We start from the raw sequence: 23,865 nt of genomic DNA on the forward strand, positions 1-23,865 counted from the left end.
GCCGGGGCTGATAGGGCGGGCGCGCGCAGAGAGGGGCGATGCCCCGCTGTCCTAGCCTGAAGGGAAAAAAGGAATAGGCGGACCGACCGTCCGGCTGAGTCTGGGAAGAGGTGCCGGACGGAGGGCGGAGCATGGCCACCGGACCCATCGAAACACATCTCCACCGTTCCTTCAACTGGGAAAATGCCGCCCCCGGGGCCCGCGAGGGGCCTCGGGGGCGTTCGGCTAGCTGCGGGAACGTCCTATCCGCTCAATGTGTTCGGCTGAGATCGGAAATCAACCTTTGGAATTGGAGCGACCATGAGGACGTCCGCGCGCCCGCGTCGCGGACGCGCACCGGCTGCGGCGATCTCCTCGGATTCACGGAGACGATGGGGAAAACTTTGTTGAATTGGCCGTCCCGAGGTCTTCCGCGCTCGGTGGAGCGGGCAACGGGACGTCCGCGTATTTGCTTCGCAAATACGCACCGGCTTCAGGCGCCTGTCGGCGCCTTCGCCTGCTCGCTACAAACGCTTCGCGTTTGCTTAACGCTCGCACCCTGTCGGGTTCGAGTCCCGGCACTTTATTGAAAAAAGCACGGCACCGTGATGGTGCCGTGCTTGTGCTCTTAACTGGAGCGGGCAACGGGACTCGAACCCGCGAGTGTCAGCTTGGGAAGCTGATGCCTTACCACTTGGCGATGCCCGCATATGTGGGGGATAGTATAACGCGGTTGTCTTGTTCGATACAAGGGTGGCAATGCTTGTTTTAGCTGTGGAGATTCGTTTGAAAATCGCGTCAATTGTGGAGACGAGGACCTTTGACTTCCTGTTCCCCTTATCTTCTACCTGCGCTTTTGCTTGATTGTTGTATTTGAGCTCAATTTGTCAGGAATTGGGCAAGCTTTTGGTCAGGCTCCGGTACTTACCCGCATGAACCTCGGGGGTAGCCTCATCCTACGCGTCGCAGCCTCCCCGTGCGACGCACGAGGGATAAGGAGCAGCCATGTCCAACGCACCCACGCACTCTGTCCACAGCGCAATCGCAACAGGTCCGCTGCTCCTGCTCCTCTTCCTGCTTTTCGGCTGCCTGGCACCGGGAGCCGCATTTGCCGTCGATGGCTACGACCAGCTCGGCTTCCGCACTATTAGCGATGATTGTGGACCCTTCTTCATCGGCAAGTATGAAGCTCAAGACACCTCGATTGCCTACTGCATGAACCAGGAGCGCCCCGGCCCCACCAAACCGGGCGGCCCATGGCTCAACTTTGATCAAGGCTGGGTGTGGCTCGACGACGAGTTCGCGGCAATCGTTTGTCACGGATATCCTACCGCCACGTCGTTTGGCGGTTACCATCTTTCACCCGATCGCGCCCGCGCCGCCACCCAGCTTGCCGTATGGATGTTCAACGGCACTACCCATGTCGACGGCACCTACTCCTACACGACCGCTCAGGGCAAAACCAAGAGTGGGCACTTTACCGCCGACAATGAAGTCGTGGCGGCAGCGCGGTGGCTCCACGACAGCGCAAAATCAGGAAGCATCAAAGCCGCTCCGCACCGCGCGCGGCGCTATATAGGAACCGTATCGGGCGGCAGCAAACGTCAAGACATGCTCTATGTACTGCCGGCGGTCTCTGTTTCCTTCCAAAAACAGTCTGCAAACGCTGCCATTACCAGCGGAAACAATACTTATCAATTTGACGGGGCAACATTCGATGTTTTTGAGAGCGCCAGCGGCGCGCGTGTCGGCACCGTCCAGATGGACAGCAACGGTCGAGCGCAGGCAACACTCCTACCCAACACGGCATACTACCTAGTTGAGACAACAGCGCCAGCTGGTTATATCCCCCTGCACGATCGCATTGCCTTTACCACGACGAATAACGGCGGATACGTCACCATTGATGAACAACCCGGCACCATTACCTTGTGCATTGTAAAGCTCGACGCCGCAACGAATGCAGGCCCCCAAGTTGGGGCTTCGCTCGCAGGAGCAGAATTCGTGTGCGTATCGCAATCAACCCCTGGATGGACACAAACTCTCAGGACCGATGAAAGCGGTCGAGCTACCCTCACCGATGTCCCCCTGGGAACCTTTACCATCTATGAATCGAAGGCGCCCGAGGGCTATTTGCCCTCCGGTGACAGTTGGTCCTACACCGTTGGAGCCGACCAGCTCGGCGATTCAGGCGTGGTCGAGATCGAATCCCGCATTTCCGATATCCCCATTGCGTTTGACCTTGAGATTTCCAAATTCAAGGATTACGGCAATAGCGACCAATCCGGCCTGGAGCAGCCGGCGGGTGGTGTTGTCTTTGAGGTTGTCAGCAACAGCTCTCAGCAGGTTGTTGGCACACTGACCACAAACATCTATGGCTTTGCCTCCACCAAAGATCAGCCCGAAGCATGGTTCGGCACAGGCAAGCGACCCGCCGGTGTCCACGGAGCTGTCCCATACGACCGTGCCGGCTACACGATTCGCGAGGTTCCGGAAACCGTCCCCGAGGGTTTTAAACGTGCAGGGGAATGGACCGTCGGGGCCAATCAGATTTCCGACGGGGCCGAGCTTCAATATATTGTGGACAACCACGCTCTGTCGACGCATCTCCAGATTGTAAAACGCGATGCCCAAACAGGCGCTTCTGTTCCCCTAGCCGGATTCACCTTCCAACTCCTCGACAGCAATCACGAACCTGTCTCACAAACTTGCTGGTATCCAGCACATAACGTAATGGACACCTTTACGACTGACGCGACCGGCACCGTCACACTGCCCGAATCGCTCATGCCGGGCACCTATTATGTACGCGAAACCTCGGCCAAAGAGCCCTATCTTGTCGGCGAAGAGATCGAGGCAAACATACCCGCCGACATGAACCTAACGCCCGTTGCAATCGCCTCGTATTATGACCACGCCGCGACCGGAAACATCAGGATCGTTAAAACCGATGCCATAGACGGCAGCAGCCTCGCGGGCGCCGTCTTTGAGATCCGTGCCTCGGGTGATATCGTGCGCCCCGACGGTAGCATTGCCGCGCTCGACGGTGAGACCGTCGCGACCGTCACGACGGATGAAACTGGAGAAGCACGCGCGGACAACCTCCCACTGGGATCTGGCACCGCACGCTACGAGGTTGTCGAGACTCAAGCGCCGGCAGGCTTCTTGCTCGATCAGACAACCCATATTGTCGACCTTACTTATGCCGACCAGAAAACACCCGTTGTAGAAGCACGGCTTAACGTATCCGACGATTACACCAAGGTTGATATCTCCAAGGTCGATGCAAGCGGTGAGCAGGAAGTGGAAGGCGCACAGCTCACCTTATATGGTCCCGATAAAACCGAAATAGACTCCTGGACCTCATCCGACAAGCCGCACCGCGTCGAACATCTTGCACCCGGCACCTACTCGTTGCGCGAAATGATGTCTCCGCGGACCTATGACCTTGCCGAGGAGATAACGTTTGAAATAAAGGATACGGGAGAAGTCCAATCCGTCGCGATGAAGGATGCGCCCATCGAGATCAAGGGGCAGGTCGACAAGCGTCAGGAACTTGTCCAACCTATCGAAAAGGGCCTGTTGGCTAACGGCGATGGTAAAAACCGTGCCGCGATGCAAACCAATACGGATGGGCTTTTCTCCTATACCATCGACGCTCGAAACGATTCAACTACCTGGGTTGATGAGTTCACAATTACCGATGATCTTGAGTGTGCCGAGGACGATACGGCGAGATTCGTCTCAATCGAAACCCCCGTCGCCATCGGCGACCTCAATGGCCTGTGCAACGTGTGGTATCGCACGACGCCGTTGGACTCGACAGACGTCGATGAGCCGGCAAACGCGACACTTGACGATGGGCACGAAAATCCTTGGCTTGAGTCCGACGAAGTAAGGGAAAGTCTGGGTGAGGATTGCCGCCTCGTCGATTACGACGGCTGGCACCTCTGGAAGGCGGATGTCTCGACCACGGAATCCACCACACTCGAGGCGAAAGAACTCGACCTTGCGTCCAATACCGTCGTAACGGGCATTCGCATTGAATACGGTGCGGTAGCCGCCGACTTTACGACTCGAAGCGATGCGGATTCTTGGACCCGCGATGATCTCAAAGATGAGCACGACGACCTTGACGATGCCAAAGCAATCCTTGGCACAGACGCTCGGGGCGCAGTCGTACACATGCAGGCAACGTCGGCTTATACGCCCCAAACCGCACTCACCAACAGCGCGCGCGTCGATCTTTGCCGCAACGGTGGCGGCGATAAACTTGAGTCGCATGACGAGGACAGCGTCATTCAACGCTGTACCCTACCGCAGGACCTACCGGCAACAGGATCAGTTCCCATCGCCGCTTGCATCACCGCGCTCCTGACCTCGGGTGCCGCAGCCCTATGGTTCGCTCGCCTTAGGTCGATCCCAAAGAAGCGCTAGCGCGATGAAAAAGCGGGCGAGCCAGGGGACTGGCTCGCCCGCTTTCAATCATGTAAATCGCCGTATCTACTCTGCAGACGAAGATCCACCATCAACGATTGCCTGCTCGGACTCAGGAATCCCATCGGCACCCGTACTCTGTTCTTGCTCCACCTCTTCGCTGATTGCGGAGGCGGGGGTCGAGCCCTTCGCACCCACGATGTAGGCAGCCCCAAATCCTAACGCAATGGCAATCAAGGTCAAAATCACGTAGACAGGCCAATGGCGCTTAATATACGAAAACACGTTGACTCCTTAGAGCTCCGTCTACGAACGGCGGATAACCTCGGTCACGACCTCGGATACCGTGGCAATGTTCGTCGGGTTGACATTGTGGGGCAGGTCGTCCTCGGTACGAGCGCAAGCCAGACGCGTGCCGTCCACGCCGGCGATGGTGAGGGCTCGGCGGCTCGCCTCGAGCGCGGCATAGGCATCGGTCTTGGCATAGGGCATCTCGAGCGCGCCACAATCGACATGGAACGACTTGCACACCTTGCTGACCAGGTTCATGATGCGGCGATCGCCCTTGAGCAGCTGCTGTTCGCCCTCGACCGTCACCACCGAAAGCCTACCGGCGCCGACGGATTCAAGATTGATGAAGAATACGCCGCGGAGCTTATCGCGATGCGAAGCCAAGAAGGCCTTCATGCCGGCGCCATCACAATCCGAGGCGCCCGTTGCCACAAACCAGATATCGTGACCGAGCAGCTCATCATCGCCCATAGAGGCGACAGCCGAGAGCATATCTTCGGAAGAAGCGCCATCGGAAGACGTAGCGCCGCCCTTCCAGCCATCGTTATCGTCCTCGAAGTTATCCCACGAACCGATACCGCGACCGGACTTCTTGGCATCGTAATCGTCTTCGACGCCCAGCCAGTCACTCATGCTGTCCTGCTCGTTTTTCTTTTTACGGCCGAACAGGCCACCCAGACCGCGCTTACGAGACTTGGGTGCCGCCGGGGCGGGAGCCGAAATGGTCTCGATCGGCTGCGCGCCCGACGCAACGGGCATAGGAGGCGCAACGGGTGCCGATGTGGGTTCGGGACCCTGAGCAGTAGCAAAAGGGTCGTTGACCTGGGCAGAGGGATCGGGAAGGTCGAACAGCGACGTGCGAGACGCAACGTTTGCCTGCTTCATCGACGGCAGCGACGGATCGGGGACCGAAGCCAGCGGAGACGAAGAGGGCGCAGGCGACGGTGCCGACGCCGGATCGGGAACATTCATCTGCGGACGCGGCGATGCCTGGGAGGAAATCTGGGCCATAAGGGAATCGACCGTTTCGTCCTGGGTGGGAGCGACATTGGCAACCGTGGCACCGGAACCACTCGGGGTCGGCATGGTGAAAATCTGCGTGGAGTAAGGCCTCGACTCATCCGTCTCGGGAGTCTCGGAAACCGCAGGCACTTCCTCCTGCTCGACCTCGGTCGAATCACCTTGATCGGCTGCCGCGTATTGCTCTTCGTCAGAGTTGGCCTCGACGGACTCGTCCTCGGCGGCATCTTGGATTTCGGCAGCATCAATGGGCTCGTCATCGTCTGCCGTGTCGCCCTGCTCATCGGAAACAGGAAGGGGCTCGGCAATTGCGGTGCCTTGCTTTTCAAACGTTATCGTGGAATCGAACTGCGCGGCATCAAACGACATGGTGCTATCGACGTGCTGCTGAGCCTCGAAAGACGTTGTTGCCTCAACAACATCCGCTGACGTCGGTTGCTGGGACTCAAAGGACGTCGTAGCTTCGGCAGCGTCGACGGGCCCGGACTGCATAGCCTCGTTCTGCTCAAACTCTTGCGCCGCGCGCTCACGTGCCGCCTCGGCTGCCTGCTGCTGAGCGATAGCCTCCTGCTCGGCAGCCTCGCGTGCGGCAGCGCGCTTCTCCTCGAAATCGTCGACAAATTTCCTGCCCTTTGCAAGCGCACCCTTAAAGAAGCTGGAAGCGCTGGCGCCAATCGAAGAGAACGCGGATGCAATATCGGCATGGGGCGTTGCCGCGGGAATCTCGGCAGAGAAATCAGTATCGCTCTCGTAAGACACGCGCCTCGGCTGTTCAACGTAATCGTCGTCAGACTCGTCCGCAACGTCTTGCGCCGGCGCGGCGGGAGCCAAAATGTCCAGTCCTGCCGCGGGATCGATCGCAGACACCGCCTCGGGCTCGGCAACGGCAGCGGTAACCGCGGCAGACTCATCATCCGCAGTGACAACGGGCGCAGGCTCGGGCTCAAACGTCGGCTCCTCGCCCTCTTCGTAATCGAGCGCGCAGGACTCGGGAAGCATGCCGAGCGCACGGATGGCATCCGAACCAAAGCGGATATTGCCGGCGGCATTGCGATAGAGCTTGGGCTCGGCGACTTCGACCACCGCGGGCTCCTCCGCCGGCTCGGCGGTGGACTCTTCCTCGGTGGACACTTCTGCCTGGACAGTCTGGTCTTGAGCCTCGGGGGCGATAACGCCGATCAGTGTCTCGTCGGCAGAGGCACCCTCAAAACCATCGATCTGTCCATCAAAAGCCTCGTCCTGCTCGGGTGCGTCGACAGGCGCTACCGGCTGGCCAAACTCGTCCTCATCGTAGGAAGGTTCCTCATATTCAATGGTGTTGCCGTAGTCGTTTTGCTGCTGGGCCGCGGCATACTCGGCCGCCGCGCGCGCCATTTCCTCGGCGCGACGCTTCTGCTCGCCAAAATAGGTATCGAACGGAATGTCGTCGGGGAACTCGTTTTCGCCCTGATAGGGGGCAACGTTGTCCATGACACCGAGCATAGCGGCAACAGAGGACTTGTTGCACACCGCGCCAGACGTGTAGGGAAGCACAAAACGGTTGGAGATGATATTGGCGGCATTGGCCAGTGCCACAAGGGAGGCCAAAATCGCGACAACCCACAGCAGCACCTTGAGCACGCCGGGGAGCGGCAGGATACGCAGGATGGCGACAGCCGCGGGCGCGATCGTGGCGACAGGCAGGAGCTTGGCGATGAGCGCGCGATACGGAGCGTAGGGCTCGCGAGCAAGGAGCTCGGCACGGGGGGAATCATAGTGGGCCACCACGACGACCGGGCGGTTGCGCGGAGACGCAAGCGGGCCCGAGGCCTTGTGATAGGCGATGACATTTTGGCTCACACCGGTCTTTCCCAGGCGCGAAACCACGGGATGTCCCGTGCGCTCGAGCACGTAGAGCACGGCACCGACAATGGCCAGCAAGGTGCCGACCAAGCCGATACCGCCGCCGATGCCCATCAGCAGGGCGCCGGCAAACGCCAGAATACCGGTAACAGCAAACGCCAACCTGCTGGGCGCGGGAGCATTAAATTCCTGCACCTCGGGATCAAAGCCGTGGTTGCGGAAAATCTGAGCGATATCCTCAGCAGCCAGGCGCTCTTCTTCACTGCACGCCGGCGTAATGCCGGTGTTCTGCAGCAGGTGGTTAATATAGTTCTGGGTGTTCGCCATGTGCGCTCCACATCCATAATCCGACAAATAGGCCCAATGCATGCACATTAGAACCGTATATAGTCGAAAGTATACCCCGAGCGAGCGCAAACGACCGAATTCGGGCCATCTTAACGCCGCGAGCGGACAAGGATATAGCCTAATCTCCATATCGGACTAAAATCATGGCATCAAACGACCTTCTCATGCGAGGATTCTATGACGGCAAGCGACGCGACCGCGACAATTAAAAAGGGGGCACCCGAGCCCGGTTTCGATAAAACGGCTCAGCGCATCCTCAACCTTTTCTTTGTACTCAACAGTTCTCCCGAACCGCTGACGACCGAGCAAATCGTCCTGGATTCCGATCTGGGATACGGCTCAGGCAATATCGACTCAGACAAGCGCAAGTTCCGCCGCGATCGCGACAAGCTGCTCGAGCGCGGCATCGTTATCAGGGAGGTTCGTGCCGCCGGAGCGCAGGAAACCGAAGAGAGCGCGTGGACGATCGACCGCGAGCACACGTTTGCCGCGGGCGGTCTCATCACCGCAGACGATGCCGACATCCTGCTCAATGCCATCGACCAGACACTCGCGGCAGGCTCATCCACCTTTGCCGCGCCGCTTGCCGACATTCGCTCCAAGATTGCCTACCTCACCGGCATGTCGGCGACAGGAGAGGCACCGATCCGCCGCTCTCCCGCCGTCGATGCGGTATGGAGTGCCTTTGCCGAGCGTTGCGCACTGCGCTTTTTGTACCAAAACGGACGCGGCGAGCAACGCGAGCGGACCGTTTGCGTCTACGGCATGTTCGAGCGCGAGGGTACGGCATACTTCTGTGGCCTCGACAATGCCACCGGCAATATCAGAACATTCCGCTGCGACCGCATCATTCGCGCCTGGAGACCTTCGAAAGCCTACGCCATTCCTGCGGATTTCAACCTCAACGATTACTTATTCTTTGAGTTTGATTTTGCCGACCGCCCACCTGTTGCGGCTACGTTCTCGTTCGCGCGTGAAGCGCAGGCCGATATGATCAGCGGTCTCACACGCGGACGAGGCGAGCTCATGCGCACCGAAGCAGGTTGGACCTGGACCGTTGACGTGCGCGACTTTGAAGCCGCAGCCTCGTTTTGCATGGCCCATGCCATGGATGGCATGAGGCCCGTCGCCCCCGATTCTCTCAAGCAGGCGTGGAATCACCTCATCGAAAGGACGGTGCACGAGCATGCCCGTGCGTAAACTCACCAGCGAGCAAAGACTCTCGCGCGCCATCGACATCATGGAGGCCCTCTACGCCACCGGCGAGAATGGCATGACACGAGACGAGCTTTGCAGCCGCTTTGATATCACGGGGGCATCGCTCGACGAGATTCTCGAGATCGTCTCGACGCTTGCGGACCGAGAATCGGGTGCACGTATTATCTGTGAACGCCGCGGCGAGTGCGTGGTCCTCACCGGTGACGCGGGGCGCGTGCTACCGCTGCGCCTGAGTGCCGCCGAGGGCGCTGTGCTCAACCATGAACTTGAATCATTGGGGATCGAACCCCAAGCGGCGGCTCGAATACGGCGCGCCCTTCTTCCCAAAGAGCTCGGCTACAACCAGCGCGTCTTTGACACCGTCGCCCACGGATCGCACTGGCAGCAGCTGAGCTGCGCCATTCGGGACGGCGTTCGCTGCCGTATCTCGTATCGCTCGATGGATGACACACAAGCGCGTGAGCGTTTGGTCGACCCCTTGCGCATCACAACAAACGGCGACCAAACGTATCTGATTGCCTGGGATGTCGCGATCGACGAACAGCGTACCTATCGTATGGATAAAATCGAGGGCCTGGTCTTGACCGACGATTCCGTCGTGCGCCACGCACCGGAACCCGCGACCCTCCACGACTCCCTCGCCCAGGCGGAGCGGAGCGCGAAGCTTCTCATGCCGCGCGCCTTGGCAGAGCGCCTAGACTGGCCCGGCATCATGTCGATTGAACCCAATGGGGCGGACAGCTCAACGGTGAATGTGCGTTACGGCTCCGAGCGCTGGCTGTTAAGCCAGGTAATCGCAGCGGGCGGGGCCATCCGCATCTTGGATGACCCCGCCCTGTCAGAACGTCTGTGCGATATGGCAAAATCCCTCGTCTGTCCGCTTTAGCGGCGCCGCTCGTGGCGTGCGCGCCACAGCTGTAGATAGTGCCCGATTTGTGCCGATTCGATGCGCTGATAGGAGCTCGTGGGCAGCGACGTTAAGAATTTTTTGCCGTAGCCCTTCGTCACCAGGCGCGGGTCGGCCAAGATGAGTACGCCACAATCGGTCGATGAGCGAATGAGGCGACCGGCGGCCTGCTTGACCTCGAGCACGGCCTCGGGCAGCGAATAGCGCGCCCAAGCGCGGTCTTCGCGCAGATTGCGCTCGCATGAGAGCGGGTCTGTGGGGCTCGAGAACGGCAGCTTGGGGATGATGACGCAGCGCAGCGTCTCGCCGCTGGCGTCAAACCCTTCCCAAAAGGCCTTAAGCGCAAAGAGCGACGAGGTCGGTTCGTTGATAAACCGATCGCGCAGGCGACGAGGAGACGAGTTGCGCTGCTGGCAGTTGAGTTCCAGACCCGCGCGAGCTATCTTGGGCTCGACACGAGCGTACAGTTCCTCCATGTCACGCCTGTTGGTGAACAGCGTGAGCACCGAGCCGCCCATGGCAAGATGAGCGTCGACCAGCACACGCTCGAGCGCCGAAAGATAGCCTTCGCGGTCGCGCGGATCGGGGATATCCCCAGCCACGACCACGGCCATATTCGAATCGAAATCGTAGCTCGAATCCAAGTGCAGAGACGATGATGTCGAGGTACCGATGCGATCGAGGCCGACGGCGTGGTTAAAGTGCTCAAAGCTCTTGGAAACCGTCATGGTCGCCGATGCGAAGATAGCCGTGTGGACCTCGGGCAGCCACTCGGTTGCCAAGGCCTCGCCAATATCGATGCGCTCCGCGGTCATCGACTCGCCGCCGGCGCGCAATCTGCGATTGACTTGCAGCGAGTACACGTAGTGTTCGTCGGTACCGTCAATGATGAGTTTGAGGTTCTCGGCAAGCTCATGCAGGCGACGCGAGATATCACCCAGGTCGACAACAACCTCGGGCTTGTCGGCGGCGACGGCTTGTACCAGCGCGTCGACGCTCTTGTCCGCTTGTTCCAATGCGTCGATGGCAGTGTAGGCAGACTGTAAGAAATCATGCCAGTCGTCAGATTCGCGCAGCTCGGGGCCAATCCATAGGTTCGCATTGTCATAGCCCCCGCGCGCACGGCGGCCAAGCTCGCGAACGCCGTCAAACACATCGGCAATCGCCATGCTCGCACGTGCAACCGTCGACGTCGCCTTGGCGGTAAGGCCTAGGTAGAGCGTAGAGCCTTCCGAGGTTGCCAAATCGCGGGAAACCTGGCTCAGCGCACCGGTGCTCGAGCCACCCAGGCGCTCAAACAGAACGCGCGATTCATCCGCCGACACCACGCGCGCCCATTGACGGCGCGCCTCGCGCTCGATGGAGTGGGCCTCATCGATCACCCAGTGACGAATCGGAGGCAAGATTCTGCCCTCGGCCGCAACATTGCGGAACAGCAGGGAATGGTTGGTGACCACCACATCGGCATGCGCCGCGCGACGGCGGGCGCCGTGGACCAGGCATTTATCGGGGAAGAACGGGCATAGGCGACGGGCGCACTCGCGCGACGCCGTCGTAAAGTCGGGACGGTTGACGCTGCGCCAGCGAATGCCGAGCGAGTCGAGGTCGCCATCGGCCGACTGACACACGTACGCCATGATGACCGCGACTGCCGTAAGTGTGTCGGCAGGATCACGCTTAGTCGTAATTTCGACTTGGCTACGGCTCATGCGCTCAAGCTTGCGCAAGCATGGATAGTGGTCATAGCCCTTGAGGGCGCAAAACGAGAGGCCTCCGTCCAGCTGCTCGGCAAGTTTGGGCAGCTCATGATACATGAGCTGGTCGGCAAGATTATTCGATTTAGTCGCGATACCAACCGTGATGTTGTTGCGGCGCGCGGCCTCGGCAAAAGGCACCAGATAGGCCATCGATTTGCCGACGCCCGTCCCCGCCTCAATCACGCGATGCGTTCCCGTAACGAGCGCGTCACGGACCTCGAGCGCCATCGCGATTTGCTCATCACGCGGCTCGTACGTGGGATACATGCGATTAACCAGACCGCCCGGGGCATAGTCCGCCTCGATTTCCTCGCGACTCGGCATCTTAAGGACCGGTAGCTCGTCCGCATCAACGCGATCATCGGCCCGATCGGCCTTGAGTACGTCGGTGCGGGCGGCGCTGAGAGAGAAGATGGAACCGGGGTTCTGTCCCGCCAAGAACGAGAAGATGGGACGATAAGACCAGGGCACGTCGGGGTGCATGTCGGCCAGGCGCGCCATTAAGCCCTGAGGCAAGTCGGTAAGCGCCACGAGTAGCACGCGCCACACACCACACAGGGCGTCGACATCGGCGTTGGCGCGGTGCGACACCGAGTCGCAGCCAAACAGGTCGGCCATGAAAGACAGCTTATGCGAGGCCAGGCGCGGAAGCGCGATGCGCGACAGTGCCAGCGAATCGATCCAGATGTCGCTGACGTTGACACCGCCCTTGACCGACTCGATAAACGAACGGTCGAAGGTGGCGTTATGCGCAATCACCGGGCAGCCGCCGACAAAATCGGCGAGAGCGGCCACGGCCTCGACGGCCGATGGGGCATCCACCACATCGGCGTTTGTAATGCTCGTGAGTTCGGTAATCTCGGCGGGAATCAGCTGCTTGGGATGCACGAAGGTATCGAACCGGTCGACGATCTCGCGGCCCGAAAGACGGGCAGCCGAGATCTCAATCAGTTCATTGTCCTGCACCGAAAGACCCGTGGTCTCGGTATCGAGGACGATAACGTCTTCCTCGATGAGACCAAACGATTGGGTTTTGGCGCGCTCGGCAAGCGTGGCATAGGAATCGATGACAAACTGCGGCGTCCCCGACGAAACAGCGTCCTCGATTAGCATGCAACGCCCGCTCGACGAAGCCCCATACGAATCAGACTGTCACAGACCTGCGGGAACGTCATGTCATCGGTGTGGCGAATCTCATCCGGATACAGCGACGTATCGGTCATGCCGGGAATCGTGTTGGTCTCGAGGATGACGGGGCCATCCTCGCTCACGATAAAGTCGCTGCGCGAAATACCCAGGCAGCCGAGCGCCTTATGGGCAGCACAGGCGAGCTCCTGGGCACGAGCGTAGTTCTCGGGCGAAATCTGCGCCGGAATGCGATGGATATCCGTGGGGTCCACATACTTCACGTCCAGATCGTAGAACTCGCAGTCCTCAGGCTTACGGATCTCAACAATCGGCAGGGCGCGCACGTCATCCTCGCCGTACACGCCGACGGTGATCTCGGTACCCTCGATGCACTTCTCGACCAGCACTTTGTCGCCGTACTCAAACGCCTTGGCGATTGCCGCGGGCAGCTCGGAGGGTTCATGGACCAGGGAAATGCCATAGCTGGAACCGTTTACGGCCGGCTTCACAAAGCAGCGCTCGCCACAAACCTCGACGATATGATCGATATCGACTTCATCGCCCACCTCGAGCGCAAGGCCGGGGGCAACGGGAATGCCCGCCTTGGCGTACAGGAGCTTCGAGACCTCCTTGTCGGCACCGCAGGCGCTCGCGAGCACGCCCGAGGCCGTGTAGGGGATACCCAGGGTCTCCATGGCACCCTGCATGGCACCATCCTCACCGCCGGCGCCGTGCATGGCGATAAACGCCACGTCGAAACCACCGGTCGCCATGGTTACCATAAAATCATCGGCAGCCGTGTCGAGCAGCTCCACCGAAGTGTAGCCGGCCTCCTTCAGGGCCACCACGACGTTCTTTCCCGAATTGAGCGAGATCTCGCGCTCAGCGGAATGACCGCCCGCCAAGACCGCTACGTGCATGTTCTCTAGGCTTTTACCCGGCATGGGCAGACTCCTCCTCTATAATTTCTGCAGCTGATACCATATTGTAGCGATACCCTCTACGTTTCCCCAAAATCGAAAGGCTTCCATGAATCCCAGGACTAAATCTCAGGACATTCGCGACTTGAGCCAAAACGATATCCGCGAGCTTGTTGCCGAACTTGACCAGCCCGCCTTCCGCGCAAAGCAGCTCATCGAATGGGTCTTTGAGAAGAACGTTTGTTCGTTTGATGATATGACCAATCTACCCAAGGCTTTCCGTGAGCAGCTTAAAGACGCCTTTGCCTTCGATACGCCGACAGAGCTCACCAAGCAGGTTTCCAAGGACGGCTCTCGCAAGTATCTTCTCGAGTATCACGACGGCATTTCCGTTGAGACGGTTGGTATGCCGCGCCGCAACAAGCTGTCCGTCTGCGTTTCCACCCAGGCCGGCTGTGGCATGGGCTGCGCCTTTTGCGCCACCGGCCTCAACGGCCTTAAACGCTCGCTGACCGCACAGGAAATCGTCGACCAGGTGCTCCATGTTTCTAACGATTTTGGCGAGCGCGCGACGAGCGTCGTCTTTATGGGCCAGGGCGAGCCCTTCGCCAACTATGATGAGGTGCTTAAGGCCCTTCGCATTCTTAACGATCCCGACGGTATCGGTATTGGTGCACGCCACCTTACCGTGTCCACCAGCGGCGTTATTCCCGGCATTCGCAAGTTCGCCGACATTCCCGAACAGTTTACGCTCGCCGTCTCGCTGCACTCCGCTATCCAGTCTACGCGCAACAAGCTTATGCCCGGCGTTAAGAAATACACGTTGCTGCGCCTTCACGAGGCCCTGCAGCTTTACACCGAGAAGACCGGACGCCGCCCGACCTACGAATACGCAATGATTGAAGGCGTCAACGATACTAATCCTGAGATGCAGTCACTTTGCGACTTCTGCGAGGGAACGCTGTGCCACGTCAATCTGATTCAGCTCAACGACATTGAGGGCAGCCCGCTCAAGCCGTCTCCGATCCATAAGGTCGAAGATCTTCAGCGTCGCCTTGAGTCCCGCGGTATTGAGACCACGATCCGCAATTCACGTGGCAACGACATTGACGCTGCCTGCGGTCAGCTGAAGCAGCGATTCAAAGTTCAAAAGAACGCGTAGGGGAGACACCCGACAGCGCTTCATGTGAAACATCGACGGCCTCGATTGCAGAAATTGCAATCGAGGCCGTTTCATTTATATCCAAAGAACTTAGGCACTCAAACTTATTAAACAATTTTGAGTCGAAATAAGGGGTCCTTGTCTTAAGTATCAGACAAGGACCCCTTTAGAATTGCTGAGTAATTGTTAGGTACCTAATAACCAACGTTCTCCCATTGATGATTAACCCAATCCTGATTAATCTTGGGATTCTTAGTTACCTGAGCGGTTCGCATAGCGACATCTTCCGTCATTACATCCATTTTCTTCTTAGATGTGTCGACAATATCCTGCGCTCCACGAAGCAGTCGACCTCGCAACTCCTCGTCTGTCGCGATCTTATATCCGGCAAAGGCACCAGCGGCGACGGTGGTTACCAAAGCAATCACTGTGAGGAACTTATTCTTCATCCTGATCCTCCTGACCAAATTGAATCATTTCGCCAAGAATGCGGGAAAGCTCTTCTTCGTCTTTGAATTCAATCTCAATCTTATTCTTACCGCGGGAGCTCTTCACTCGCACGTTGGTATTGAAAACCTGACGAAGAACACGAGCAGCCTTCTTAAACGACTGAGGCGTTGCGGGTCTGGGTGTCTTCGGCGTCTCTCCGGCAGAAAACAATGGAGCAAGATTTTCTGTCGCACGTACCGAAAGACCTTCTGCAACCACCTTCTCGGCAAGTCGAATCCGAGCATCTTCGTAGGGAACAGCCAGAATCGCCCTTGCATGGCCAGCGGTAAGCTTTCCTTCAAAAATCATCTGCTGAACAACGTCAGGAAGATCTAGAAGACGGAGGGAATTGGTGATTGCAGAGCGCGACTTACTGACAGCCTTTGACAGGGCTTCCTGCGTCATACCACTTGCATCGATAAGCTGGCGATACCCCTTTGCCTCTTCAACGGGATTCAAATCGGAACGTTGAAGATTCTCGATAAGCGCCAGGGCAAGCATCTCTTCATCATTAACATCTTTAATGATGACGGGCAGTTCTTCAAGACCAGCAAGTTTCGACGCCTGATAACGGCGTTCACCGGCAATGATCTCATAACCGTTACCATGTTTGCGAACCAACAGCGGTTGCAAAACACCGTGTTCCTGAATTGACTCGGACAACTCCCTGAGTTCAGTTTCATTGAAGTGAATACGTGGCTGATTCGGGTTTGGAACGATATCTTCAATCGGAAGCTTCGTTTCTGCTGCAGCATTTGAAGCTGAAGCTGCAGAACCACCGGTCTCATATTCAGCTTCAGACACGAGCGCGTTTAGTCCACGGCCTAATCCACCGCGCTTCTTCACACTAGGCACGCTTGATCACCTCTTTTGCAAGGTTCATATATGCTTTTGCACCCTTATTTTGGGGTGCATAGGTAATTACAGGCTCACCAAAAGACGGAGCTTCGGAGATTTTAACTGTACGAGGAATCAATGTTTTAAATGCTTTGTCGCCAAAGTACGACTGAACCTCTTCAACGACCTGATTTGAAAGAGAAGTACGCGAGTCATACATCGTCATAAGCACGCCATAAGTATCCAAACCCTTATTCAGACGCGATTTAACCATCTTCATTGACTCAAGAAGCTTCGTTACGCCCTCAAGCGCGTAATACTCGCACTGAATTGGGATCAAAACGCTATCTGCAGCCGTTAGTGCATTGATGGTTAGAAGTCCAAGCGAAGGCGGGCAGTCAATAAAGATGAAGTCAAACTCATCCTGAATCGGCTCAAGCAGATCTTTTAGACGTGTTTCGCGTGCAATTGCACTCACAAGCTCAATTTCTGCGCCTGCAAGCTGAATTGTTGCCGGAATAACGAACACCTTTTTACAGTTCGTATCAAGAACGAGCGATTCTGCAGGCACGTCATTCAACAATGCATCATAAATACAGTGATTAAGGTCTTCTTTTTCGATTCCAAAACCACTCGTGCTATTACCTTGCGGGTCAAAATCGACAATGAGCGTCTTCCGACCTTGTTCACCCAGTGCTGCGGCAAGATTTACAGCCGTCGTCGACTTACCAACACCGCCTTTTTGGTTGATGATTGCAATGATACGCGTGTTTTTTGCGCTCTTGGAACGCTTAACGTCGCGAAATCCCACGGTCCCTCCTGGTGTGTATTAATGCCGTTAAACGGAGGATGTTTCACGTGAAACATTCCGATTTGTTATCAACTACGATGTTTCACGTGAAACATTTTGAGTCGACACTATCCATTATGTTTCACGTGAAACATCTAAGCAAGCGGATTCTTCTTCGCCATGCCATTAGCACGCGGAAGAGTAACGGATGCTGGACGAGACTTCTTAAGAATGATGAACTCACGATGCCCTAAGCCATCAGGCAAATCTAATTCATCGGTGAAAAGCGCTGTAAAGCCGCAGATCTTAGAAGCAGCCTCGCCAGAATCAAGCTCTTCATCTGTGGGATTGCCCTTAGTAATGACAAAGAGTCCACCGTCTTTCAAATAAGGAGAAGCATATTCAACAAGAACCGGGAACGGAGCAAGTGCACGAGCAGTAACAACAGCAAATTGCTTCTTATGAGAACGTGCATATTCTTCTAGACGATCATGAACAGCATGGGCGTGCTTCAGGCCAAGGCTCTTAACAAAAGAGTTAACAGCATCAACTTTCTTACCAACTGAATCGATATAGGTTGCCTTACGGCCACTGGCAATAGTCAGAGGAATACCAGGGAAACCAGCACCAGTACCCATATCAAGCAGCGCACCCTCAGGGGCCTTATTGATATAAGGAAGTAATACAAGTGAGTCCAGAATGTGAAGAACTGCAGCATCGTCAACATTCAGAATGCGCGTAAGATTAGTAGCCTTATTGGTCTCCAATACAAGATCCAGGTGCTGAATACAGGCCCGAAGCTCGTCATCGGAAACCTTCAATGAATAGTCTTTGCAATACGAAGCAAGACGGATAAGCATCTGGTTTGCTTGCTCATCAGTCAACACAAACAAGACGACTCCTTTCTGACAAAAATCAGTGTATCGAGAACTTTTGACAAAAAAAAGGGGACGTGGAAACCACGTCCCCTTAGCATAAGCTCGAGAAGATTATCGAGCAACAATCACCACATGGCGATCAGGGTCAGAACCCTCAGAATGAGTATCGACGGCATCATTGCCACGAAGTGCAATGTGAACCAGTCGACGCTCGTAGGCATTCATGGGCGGAAGCGAAACACTCTTATGAGTGCGGATGGCACGCTCGGCAGCAGACTGGGCCATGGAAGCAACCTTGTCCTGACGGCGACTCTTGTATCCCTCTACGTCCACCACAACCGGATACCTAAAGCCAAGTTTGCGGCTCACCAGCAAAGAGAACATAACCTGAAGGGCATCAAGGGTGCGACCGTGACGGCCAATGAGAACAGCAAGGTCGGGAGCCGTTACATCCAAAATCAGCTCACCCTCGTCGCCCTCATACTCATCGATAGGAGAGTTGGCGGCATCGAAGTGCGAAAGGATGGAACGCAGGATGGAAATCGCAACATCGGCAATGGTGTCGAGCTCCTCATCGGTCAGCTCTTCACCAGCCTTGTAGCGCTGTGCAATCTCGGGATAATCGCCCGCGACCTGCGGGGCAACCTCCTCAAGCATATCCTCGATGATCACTTCAGACATAACGTACTCCAAAAGTTAGGTACCTAAATAAGATTGATATCCCGTTACTTCTTCTTGTGCGGGCGCGGCTTCTTCTCTCGACGAGTGACCTCAACCTGCAGCGGAGCGTTCTTAAGACGCTCCTCCTCATCGGCCTTCGCCTTGTCGATGACCTTCTGCGTCACAAAAATCTGCTGGATAACCTGCCAAGCAGACGAGACGTCGTAGTACAGCAGAACACCAACGGGAAGGCTCCAGCCCATCCAAAGCATCATGACCGTCATGACAACGGCCATCATACGCATGCTCTGAGCCTGCTGGCCGGTCTGGTTGCGCGACATATAGAGCTGCGGAATCAGGGTCAGGACGGCGAACAGAATCAGGCAGACCAGCGCAGGCAGCGCAACCATAAAGCCATCGGCAAAGGAAGCGCTCGGCGTGGTGGTCAGGTCGGGCAGGATGTTGAAGAACGAGAACGTGCCGTCGTTAAAGTACTGCGGCAGGTTGCGCAGCAACGTAAACAGGGCGAACAGGACAGGCATCTGGATCAACAGCGGCAAACAACCAGCCATCGGGTTGAACTTGTTCTCGCTGTAGAACTTCTGCATCTCCTCGGCCTGACGCTGAGGATCGTCGGCATAGCGCTCCTGGATCTCGAGCATCTTGGGCTGCAGCACCTGCATGCGAGCCGTCGACTTGGTCGACTTGAGCATGAGCGGCGTCAGCAGCAGACGGATGATGACCACCAGGATGATGATGGACAGGCCCCAGTCGACCGCAAAGGTCTGGATGAGCTTGAGCAGCTCGAAAAGGATGTTAACGATCCAATCCCACATGTAAGTTTTCCTCCGATAGCGAGTGCCCGCTAGGGCACAGGGTCATAACCGCCGACGTGCAGGGGATTGCAGCGAGCGATGCGCCTCACGGCAAGCCAGCAGCCTCTCAAAACACCGTGCTTCTCAATCGCCTGGATGGCGTATTGCGAGCACGTTGGGTAATAAATGCAGGCGTCAGGCAATAAGGGCGAAATAACCTGTTGATATATGCGAATAGGAGCGATGGCAACACGTCGCAAAACGTGATTGCTCATCGCTCCTCCCCGGCAACGCCGGCGCGTTTCATAAGCGAACGCAACGCCTTGTCCATCTCCTGCGGCGAGGAAACCCTCGTCTTGGGAGTTGCGAACAAGATGATGTCATAACCCGCAACGGGAAATCCACAGCTGCGAGCGGCCTCGCGCATCACACGCTTAGAACGGTTGCGCACGACAGCGCAACCGAGCCGTTTAGCACCAACGAAGGCGACCCTTCCGGAGTCGCCTTCGCCAACCGATTCACATATGGTCATTCGAATCAGAGGGTGATTGAAACGACGCCCCTGACTGAACACATGCTCGAAATCTTGCCGAGACTTAATAGTCTTCATGCGAGATGTGTGTATCGCTGCTAGACAGTGAGACGCTTGCGGCCCTTGGCACGACGACGGGCGAGCACAGCACGACCACCCTTAGTGGCCATACGGGCACGGAAGCCATGGGTCTTGGCACGCTTACGCTTATTAGGCTGATACGTACGCTTCATCTTAAGTTCCTCCTGCTGCATTTCGAGTGTCCGCGGGGACGCGGACGCAGATATAGACACGTGAGCTTGAAGATTGTAGGGAAATCAATGTTCAAATGTCAAGAAATCAAAGGTAAAAGGTTGCGCAGTTCACACGGTTCCCCCATAAGCACAACCGAAATTTGCGCCTCATGGCAACCTTTCACGATATTTCATCGAGTTTTCAACAGGTCATGTTGGCAATGTTGAGAACTTTTCGCCCGTTTTCCAAAGTTTTCAACAAGTTTTGAAAAGTTGTCGAAAGATGAGAAACGTTGCACGGTGAGCTACTATTTGTTCGAAACCTTTTGAAAGATTGCGAGCGGCATGTCTGACGACTTTTACACCATGGTCGATTCCGGAGACCCGGCACCCGACAACGAGCACATCACCGGCGTGCGCGAAGAGCGTGCGGAAGGCGAGCAGACGACCACGCAGGCGCCAAAAGCCATGTACGCCGCGCGCATCGCCGTCTATGACGACATGCTGTCGACACCGCGGGTGATCGTCATTGATCCGCAAGATGTCCGCACGTATTTGGAAGAGACGACCAACACCGTCTACCAGTGCATGAAAGAACAAGGTGGCCATATCTCGCTCATGGTCATCCGCGAGATTGTCGAAAACTTTATCCACGCACACTTTGCAGAGCCCATCATCTCGATTCTGGACGGCGGAGACACCATCCGCTTTGCTGACCAAGGACCCGGCATCGACGACAAGGAACGCGCTTTCGACTTTGGCGTTACCAGCGCAAACAGCAAGATGAAGCGCTATATCCGTGGAACCGGAGCAGGGTTTCCCATGGTGCAGGAGTATTTGGAAAACGCCGGCGGTGCCGTATCCATCGAGGACAACATGGGCAACGGCACCGTGGTTACGGTAAGCCTGAACCCTAAACGCGTGCAGGAAATCGAGCGTGCCGGCGGACGCGGTGCTGCCGTGCGGCCCGAGACGGAGCAGCCCACATATCCCCTGCCGGGAGCTTTTGCGCAGCAGCCCATGGCAACGCAGCAGATGCAGCCCCCCGTGGGGCAGATGCAGCAGCCCGGAATGCTTCCCACACAAGAGCCCCAGGCGACTTCGATGTCGATGACGCCAAACATGCCAGAGGCCATGCCGCTGGCAGATCAGGATGCAGCAGCAATGCAGCAGGCGACGGGGGCACCGGGTGGCCAGCAAATGGGCTATCAGCCGTACCAACGGGGATATCCATATCAGCAGATGCCGCCACTGGGGTATGGCCAGCAGTTCCCGCAGCAGTACCAGCAGGGATATCAGCAGCCGTACCAGCAGATGCCGCAGCAGCAGTACAACCCCTGGGCCCAACAGATGCCTCTGCAGCCTTACCAACAGTGGCCTCAAAGTTTTCAACAGCAAATGCCGCCGATGCAGAGTTCTCAACAACCAGCAGCTCAAATGATGTATCCTAATGCAGCAAATCAGTATGCACAGCCACAACCGGACGTGTTCGTAAGCGATCGCGGCAACGCCGCGCTGGGCTATCTGGCGCAAAATCAAGCGTGCGGTGCAACCGATCTGGCGAGGGCGTTTGGAAACTCGGCCCCCACTTGGTCACGCACGCTCAATGACTTGGCGCAGGCCGGCTTGGTCATCAAGCATGGCCAGAAATACCATCTGACCGAACTCGGCGCCGCTCGCGTGCGAGCTCAGAGCTAAAGAACGGGAGAGACAGTGGACGAGGAAGCAAGCATCATCCTGGGGGATGCCATCGCCTTTTGCCAGCGCGACGGCCAAGATGCACGCCTCATCAACATGCTGGGGCAATCGCGCGCCATAAGCCTGACCGAAGATACGCTCACGATCGAGGCCCCCTCGCGCTTTGCCATCGCGCAGCTCAAAAAGCATCAGCCGACTATTGAGACCTATCTGGAAGAAATCGCCTTTGCACCGATTGCGCTCGACATCGTGGCACCGCAAGGCGCCGCGACGGAATCCGCTGTCGCGACGGCGCCCGCCACGGCTCCCGCTGTTTCCCCGGCGGTGCCGGCCTCCGCAGGCGACGTGCCGACAATCGAGCACCAGCGCAGCGATGTTTCCCGTGAAACCATGGCACCGTTGCCGACAGCGGCAGCGACGTCAACGAGCGCACCCGTCACGCACATGCCCATCGCTCACGACGCAGCGGCGGGCGCTGATTCGGGCATCGCAATCAAGAACACGCTCTCGGCCGATGATTTTCGTCGCATGATGAACCAGATGAAGGGTGGAGCGCCGACTAAATCCACGCAAGCTGCGACCCCCGCTTCACCCATGCCAGCACCGACCGTGCCGGCCGAGCAGAATACGGATGGAGCCCCGCTCGCCGCGAACTCAAAATTTACCTTTGAGAACTTTGTCTACGGCCCCGAGAACAGCCATGCCTATCGCTCGGCACTCAAGTTTGCCGCCCTCGCGGACGAGCGCAGCACGTGCACATCACTGTTCATCTACGGCAAATCGGGCCTGGGCAAGACCCACCTGTTGCTCGCTATCAAAAACGAGCTCGCCGAGAAGTCGCCCGAGATCAAGGTCAAGTATGCCAACTCCCAGGCATATCTGGACGACCTGATGACCGAGTTCGACCGCCAAAAGAAGAGCAACGCCCCCATCATGCAGGCGTACCACGGCGTGGACGTGCTCATCATCGATGACATCCAAAACATCATCGGCAAGCGCGCGAGCGTGGACTACTTCTTCCAGCTCATGGACGAATTCATCCGCAACAACAAGAAGGTCGTCATCGCGGCAGACCGCGCCCCCAAGGACCTGAGCATGGATGAGCGTCTGACCAGCCGCTTCAACGCCGGCATGCTCTGCCTGGTCGCAGAGCCCAGCTACGAGATGAAATACAAGATCTTGCAGCGCTATTACGAGAACACCATCGTCGCCGCTCCCGAGGCAGGCGACGACTCGCTGCTGGCGGCCTATGGGGGCGACGGCGGGCACCTGACCGACGAGCACTTTAAACACATGGCCGAAGTCTCGGGCACCAACATCCGCGAACTCGAGAGCTTTTGCGAGCGCTGCGCCGGCGAGGCGGGCGACCGCGAGCGCGAGGGCGGGGAGCTCACCTTTGACGATATCGACGCCATCGCCAGCCAGTACTTCGACACATCGGCCAAAAAGATCAACGTGCAAACGGTTCAGTCCGTCATTGAAGAGCAGTACGGCGTGACGCACGAGGAGCTCATCGGCCCGCGACGCAACGCCAATATCGCCAAGGCACGCCACATTGCCATCTATCTGGCCATCGAGATGTGCGAGATGACGACCACGGCGGTGGGCGCCGAATTTGGCAACCGCAACCACTCGACCGTCAGCACGAGTTACAAAAAGGTCCAGAAGATGATCCAGGAAGACCGCACCGTCACCGAAGACCTCAAGTCGCTGCGCGATAAAATTACACTGCGCTCGTAGGGAAATAGAGACACCTGTTGAAAACTTGTCAAAACCACGGGCATAAGGTGTCTAAAACCCAACCCACGGTGATGAAAAGTTTTGCGCAGGTTTTGAACGTGGAAAACCACCCCCGTTGCACACAGGTTACTGTCGATTTTCTTTCTGGGTCTGACCTGCGTCTTTGGGAGTAATCAACAGTTTC

General features: G+C 57.1%; 19 protein-coding genes and 1 tRNA gene. 6 read left to right on the forward strand and 14 right to left on the reverse strand.

Going from position 1 to position 23,865, the window contains the following annotated elements:
* Positions 1 to 612 precede the first annotated feature (612 nt).
* Positions 613 to 687: transfer RNA gene (locus tag I2H19_RS08420), tRNA-Gly, on the reverse strand.
* Positions 688 to 984: 297 nt separating this feature from the next.
* On the opposite strand from I2H19_RS08420, the gene I2H19_RS08425 reads away from it, so the two are divergent.
* Positions 985 to 4,416, forward strand: a complete 3,432-nt coding sequence (locus tag I2H19_RS08425) for a SpaA isopeptide-forming pilin-related protein (protein ID WP_195622360.1) — start codon at positions 985 to 987, stop codon at positions 4,414 to 4,416.
* 66 nt (positions 4,417 to 4,482) lie between these two features.
* Here the strand turns inward: I2H19_RS08425 and I2H19_RS08430 are convergent, their stop codons facing one another.
* Together I2H19_RS08430 and I2H19_RS08435 are read right to left on the reverse strand one after the other, a co-directional pair.
* On the reverse strand, positions 4,483 to 4,701 hold the full coding sequence (locus tag I2H19_RS08430; protein WP_022094153.1) for a hypothetical protein: 219 nt from the start codon (positions 4,699 to 4,701) through the stop codon (positions 4,483 to 4,485).
* A 21-nt stretch (positions 4,702 to 4,722) separates the two neighbouring features.
* Complete coding sequence (locus tag I2H19_RS08435; protein ID WP_195622361.1) at positions 4,723 to 7,896, reverse strand: hypothetical protein; 3,174 nt, start codon at positions 7,894 to 7,896, stop codon at positions 4,723 to 4,725.
* 198 nt (positions 7,897 to 8,094) lie between these two features.
* Between I2H19_RS08435 and I2H19_RS08440 the strand changes: the two genes are divergently transcribed.
* The gene (locus tag I2H19_RS08440; protein WP_195622362.1) at positions 8,095 to 9,117 is read left to right on the forward strand and encodes a helix-turn-helix transcriptional regulator; all 1,023 of its coding nucleotides are present in this window, start codon (positions 8,095 to 8,097) and stop codon (positions 9,115 to 9,117) included.
* A complete protein-coding gene (locus tag I2H19_RS08445) occupies positions 9,104 to 10,021 on the forward strand; it encodes a helix-turn-helix transcriptional regulator (protein ID WP_195622363.1) in 918 nt (305 codons plus the stop codon). The genes I2H19_RS08440 and I2H19_RS08445 overlap by 14 nt, the downstream gene beginning before the upstream one ends.
* Here I2H19_RS08445 and I2H19_RS08450 read toward each other — a convergent pair.
* On the reverse strand, positions 10,018 to 12,912 hold the full coding sequence (locus tag I2H19_RS08450) for a helicase C-terminal domain-containing protein (RefSeq protein ID WP_195622364.1): 2,895 nt from the start codon (positions 12,910 to 12,912) through the stop codon (positions 10,018 to 10,020). The two genes, I2H19_RS08445 and I2H19_RS08450, sit on opposite strands and share 4 nt — an antisense overlap.
* Positions 12,906 to 13,871, reverse strand: coding sequence for a D-alanine--D-alanine ligase family protein (locus I2H19_RS08455; protein ID WP_195622365.1), 966 nt, complete (start codon positions 13,869 to 13,871; stop codon positions 12,906 to 12,908). The genes I2H19_RS08450 and I2H19_RS08455 overlap by 7 nt, the downstream gene beginning before the upstream one ends.
* An 85-nt stretch (positions 13,872 to 13,956) precedes the next feature.
* On the opposite strand from I2H19_RS08455, the gene rlmN reads away from it, so the two are divergent.
* A complete protein-coding gene (gene rlmN / locus I2H19_RS08460) occupies positions 13,957 to 15,009 on the forward strand; it encodes a dual-specificity RNA methyltransferase RlmN (RefSeq protein ID WP_195622366.1) in 1,053 nt (350 codons plus the stop codon).
* A 194-nt stretch (positions 15,010 to 15,203) separates the two neighbouring features.
* On the opposite strand, the gene I2H19_RS08465 is transcribed toward rlmN, so the two are convergent.
* The 9 genes from I2H19_RS08465 to rpmH form a co-directional block, all read right to left on the reverse strand.
* On the reverse strand, positions 15,204 to 15,458 hold the full coding sequence (locus tag I2H19_RS08465; protein WP_195622367.1) for a hypothetical protein: 255 nt from the start codon (positions 15,456 to 15,458) through the stop codon (positions 15,204 to 15,206).
* Positions 15,448 to 16,302 carry a ParB/RepB/Spo0J family partition protein gene (locus I2H19_RS08470; protein ID WP_195622379.1) on the reverse strand — a complete coding sequence of 285 codons (855 nt, stop codon included), beginning with the start codon at positions 16,300 to 16,302 and terminating at the stop codon, positions 15,448 to 15,450. Before I2H19_RS08470 ends, I2H19_RS08465 begins: the two co-directional genes overlap by 11 nt.
* Positions 16,303 to 16,345: 43 nt before the next feature.
* A complete protein-coding gene (locus tag I2H19_RS08475) occupies positions 16,346 to 17,146 on the reverse strand; it encodes a ParA family protein (RefSeq protein WP_195622368.1) in 801 nt (266 codons plus the stop codon).
* Positions 17,147 to 17,280: 134 nt separating this feature from the next.
* Positions 17,281 to 18,012: a 16S rRNA (guanine(527)-N(7))-methyltransferase RsmG gene (gene rsmG, locus I2H19_RS08480; protein WP_271745849.1), complete on the reverse strand. Its 732-nt coding sequence runs from the start codon at positions 18,010 to 18,012 to the stop codon at positions 17,281 to 17,283.
* Positions 18,013 to 18,114: 102 nt separating this feature from the next.
* On the reverse strand, positions 18,115 to 18,684 hold the full coding sequence (locus tag I2H19_RS08485) for a Jag family protein (protein ID WP_195622370.1): 570 nt from the start codon (positions 18,682 to 18,684) through the stop codon (positions 18,115 to 18,117).
* 44 nt (positions 18,685 to 18,728) lie between these two features.
* A complete protein-coding gene (locus I2H19_RS08490; RefSeq protein WP_022093803.1) occupies positions 18,729 to 19,499 on the reverse strand; it encodes a YidC/Oxa1 family membrane protein insertase in 771 nt (256 codons plus the stop codon).
* 29 nt (positions 19,500 to 19,528) lie between these two features.
* Positions 19,529 to 19,753 carry a membrane protein insertion efficiency factor YidD gene (gene yidD, locus I2H19_RS08495; protein WP_082222962.1) on the reverse strand — a complete coding sequence of 75 codons (225 nt, stop codon included), beginning with the start codon at positions 19,751 to 19,753 and terminating at the stop codon, positions 19,529 to 19,531.
* Positions 19,750 to 20,088: a ribonuclease P protein component gene (gene rnpA / locus I2H19_RS08500; RefSeq protein WP_006236191.1), complete on the reverse strand. Its 339-nt coding sequence runs from the start codon at positions 20,086 to 20,088 to the stop codon at positions 19,750 to 19,752. Before rnpA ends, yidD begins: the two co-directional genes overlap by 4 nt.
* Positions 20,089 to 20,108: 20 nt before the next feature.
* Complete coding sequence (gene rpmH, locus I2H19_RS08505) at positions 20,109 to 20,243, reverse strand: 50S ribosomal protein L34 (RefSeq protein WP_019127408.1); 135 nt, start codon at positions 20,241 to 20,243, stop codon at positions 20,109 to 20,111.
* A 345-nt stretch (positions 20,244 to 20,588) separates the two neighbouring features.
* Here rpmH and I2H19_RS08510 point away from each other — a divergent pair, with 345 nt between their 5' ends.
* On the forward strand, positions 20,589 to 21,941 hold the full coding sequence (locus tag I2H19_RS08510) for an ATP-binding protein (RefSeq protein WP_195622371.1): 1,353 nt from the start codon (positions 20,589 to 20,591) through the stop codon (positions 21,939 to 21,941).
* A gap of 15 nt (positions 21,942 to 21,956) precedes the next feature.
* Positions 21,957 to 23,681, forward strand: coding sequence for a DnaA ATPase domain-containing protein (locus I2H19_RS08515; protein ID WP_324252743.1), 1,725 nt, complete (start codon positions 21,957 to 21,959; stop codon positions 23,679 to 23,681).
* The last annotated feature ends 184 nt before the right edge of the window (positions 23,682 to 23,865 follow it).

Source organism: Collinsella aerofaciens, from assembly GCF_015560135.1.
In the GTDB taxonomy this organism is placed as follows: domain Bacteria; phylum Actinomycetota; class Coriobacteriia; order Coriobacteriales; family Coriobacteriaceae; genus Collinsella; species Collinsella aerofaciens_AN.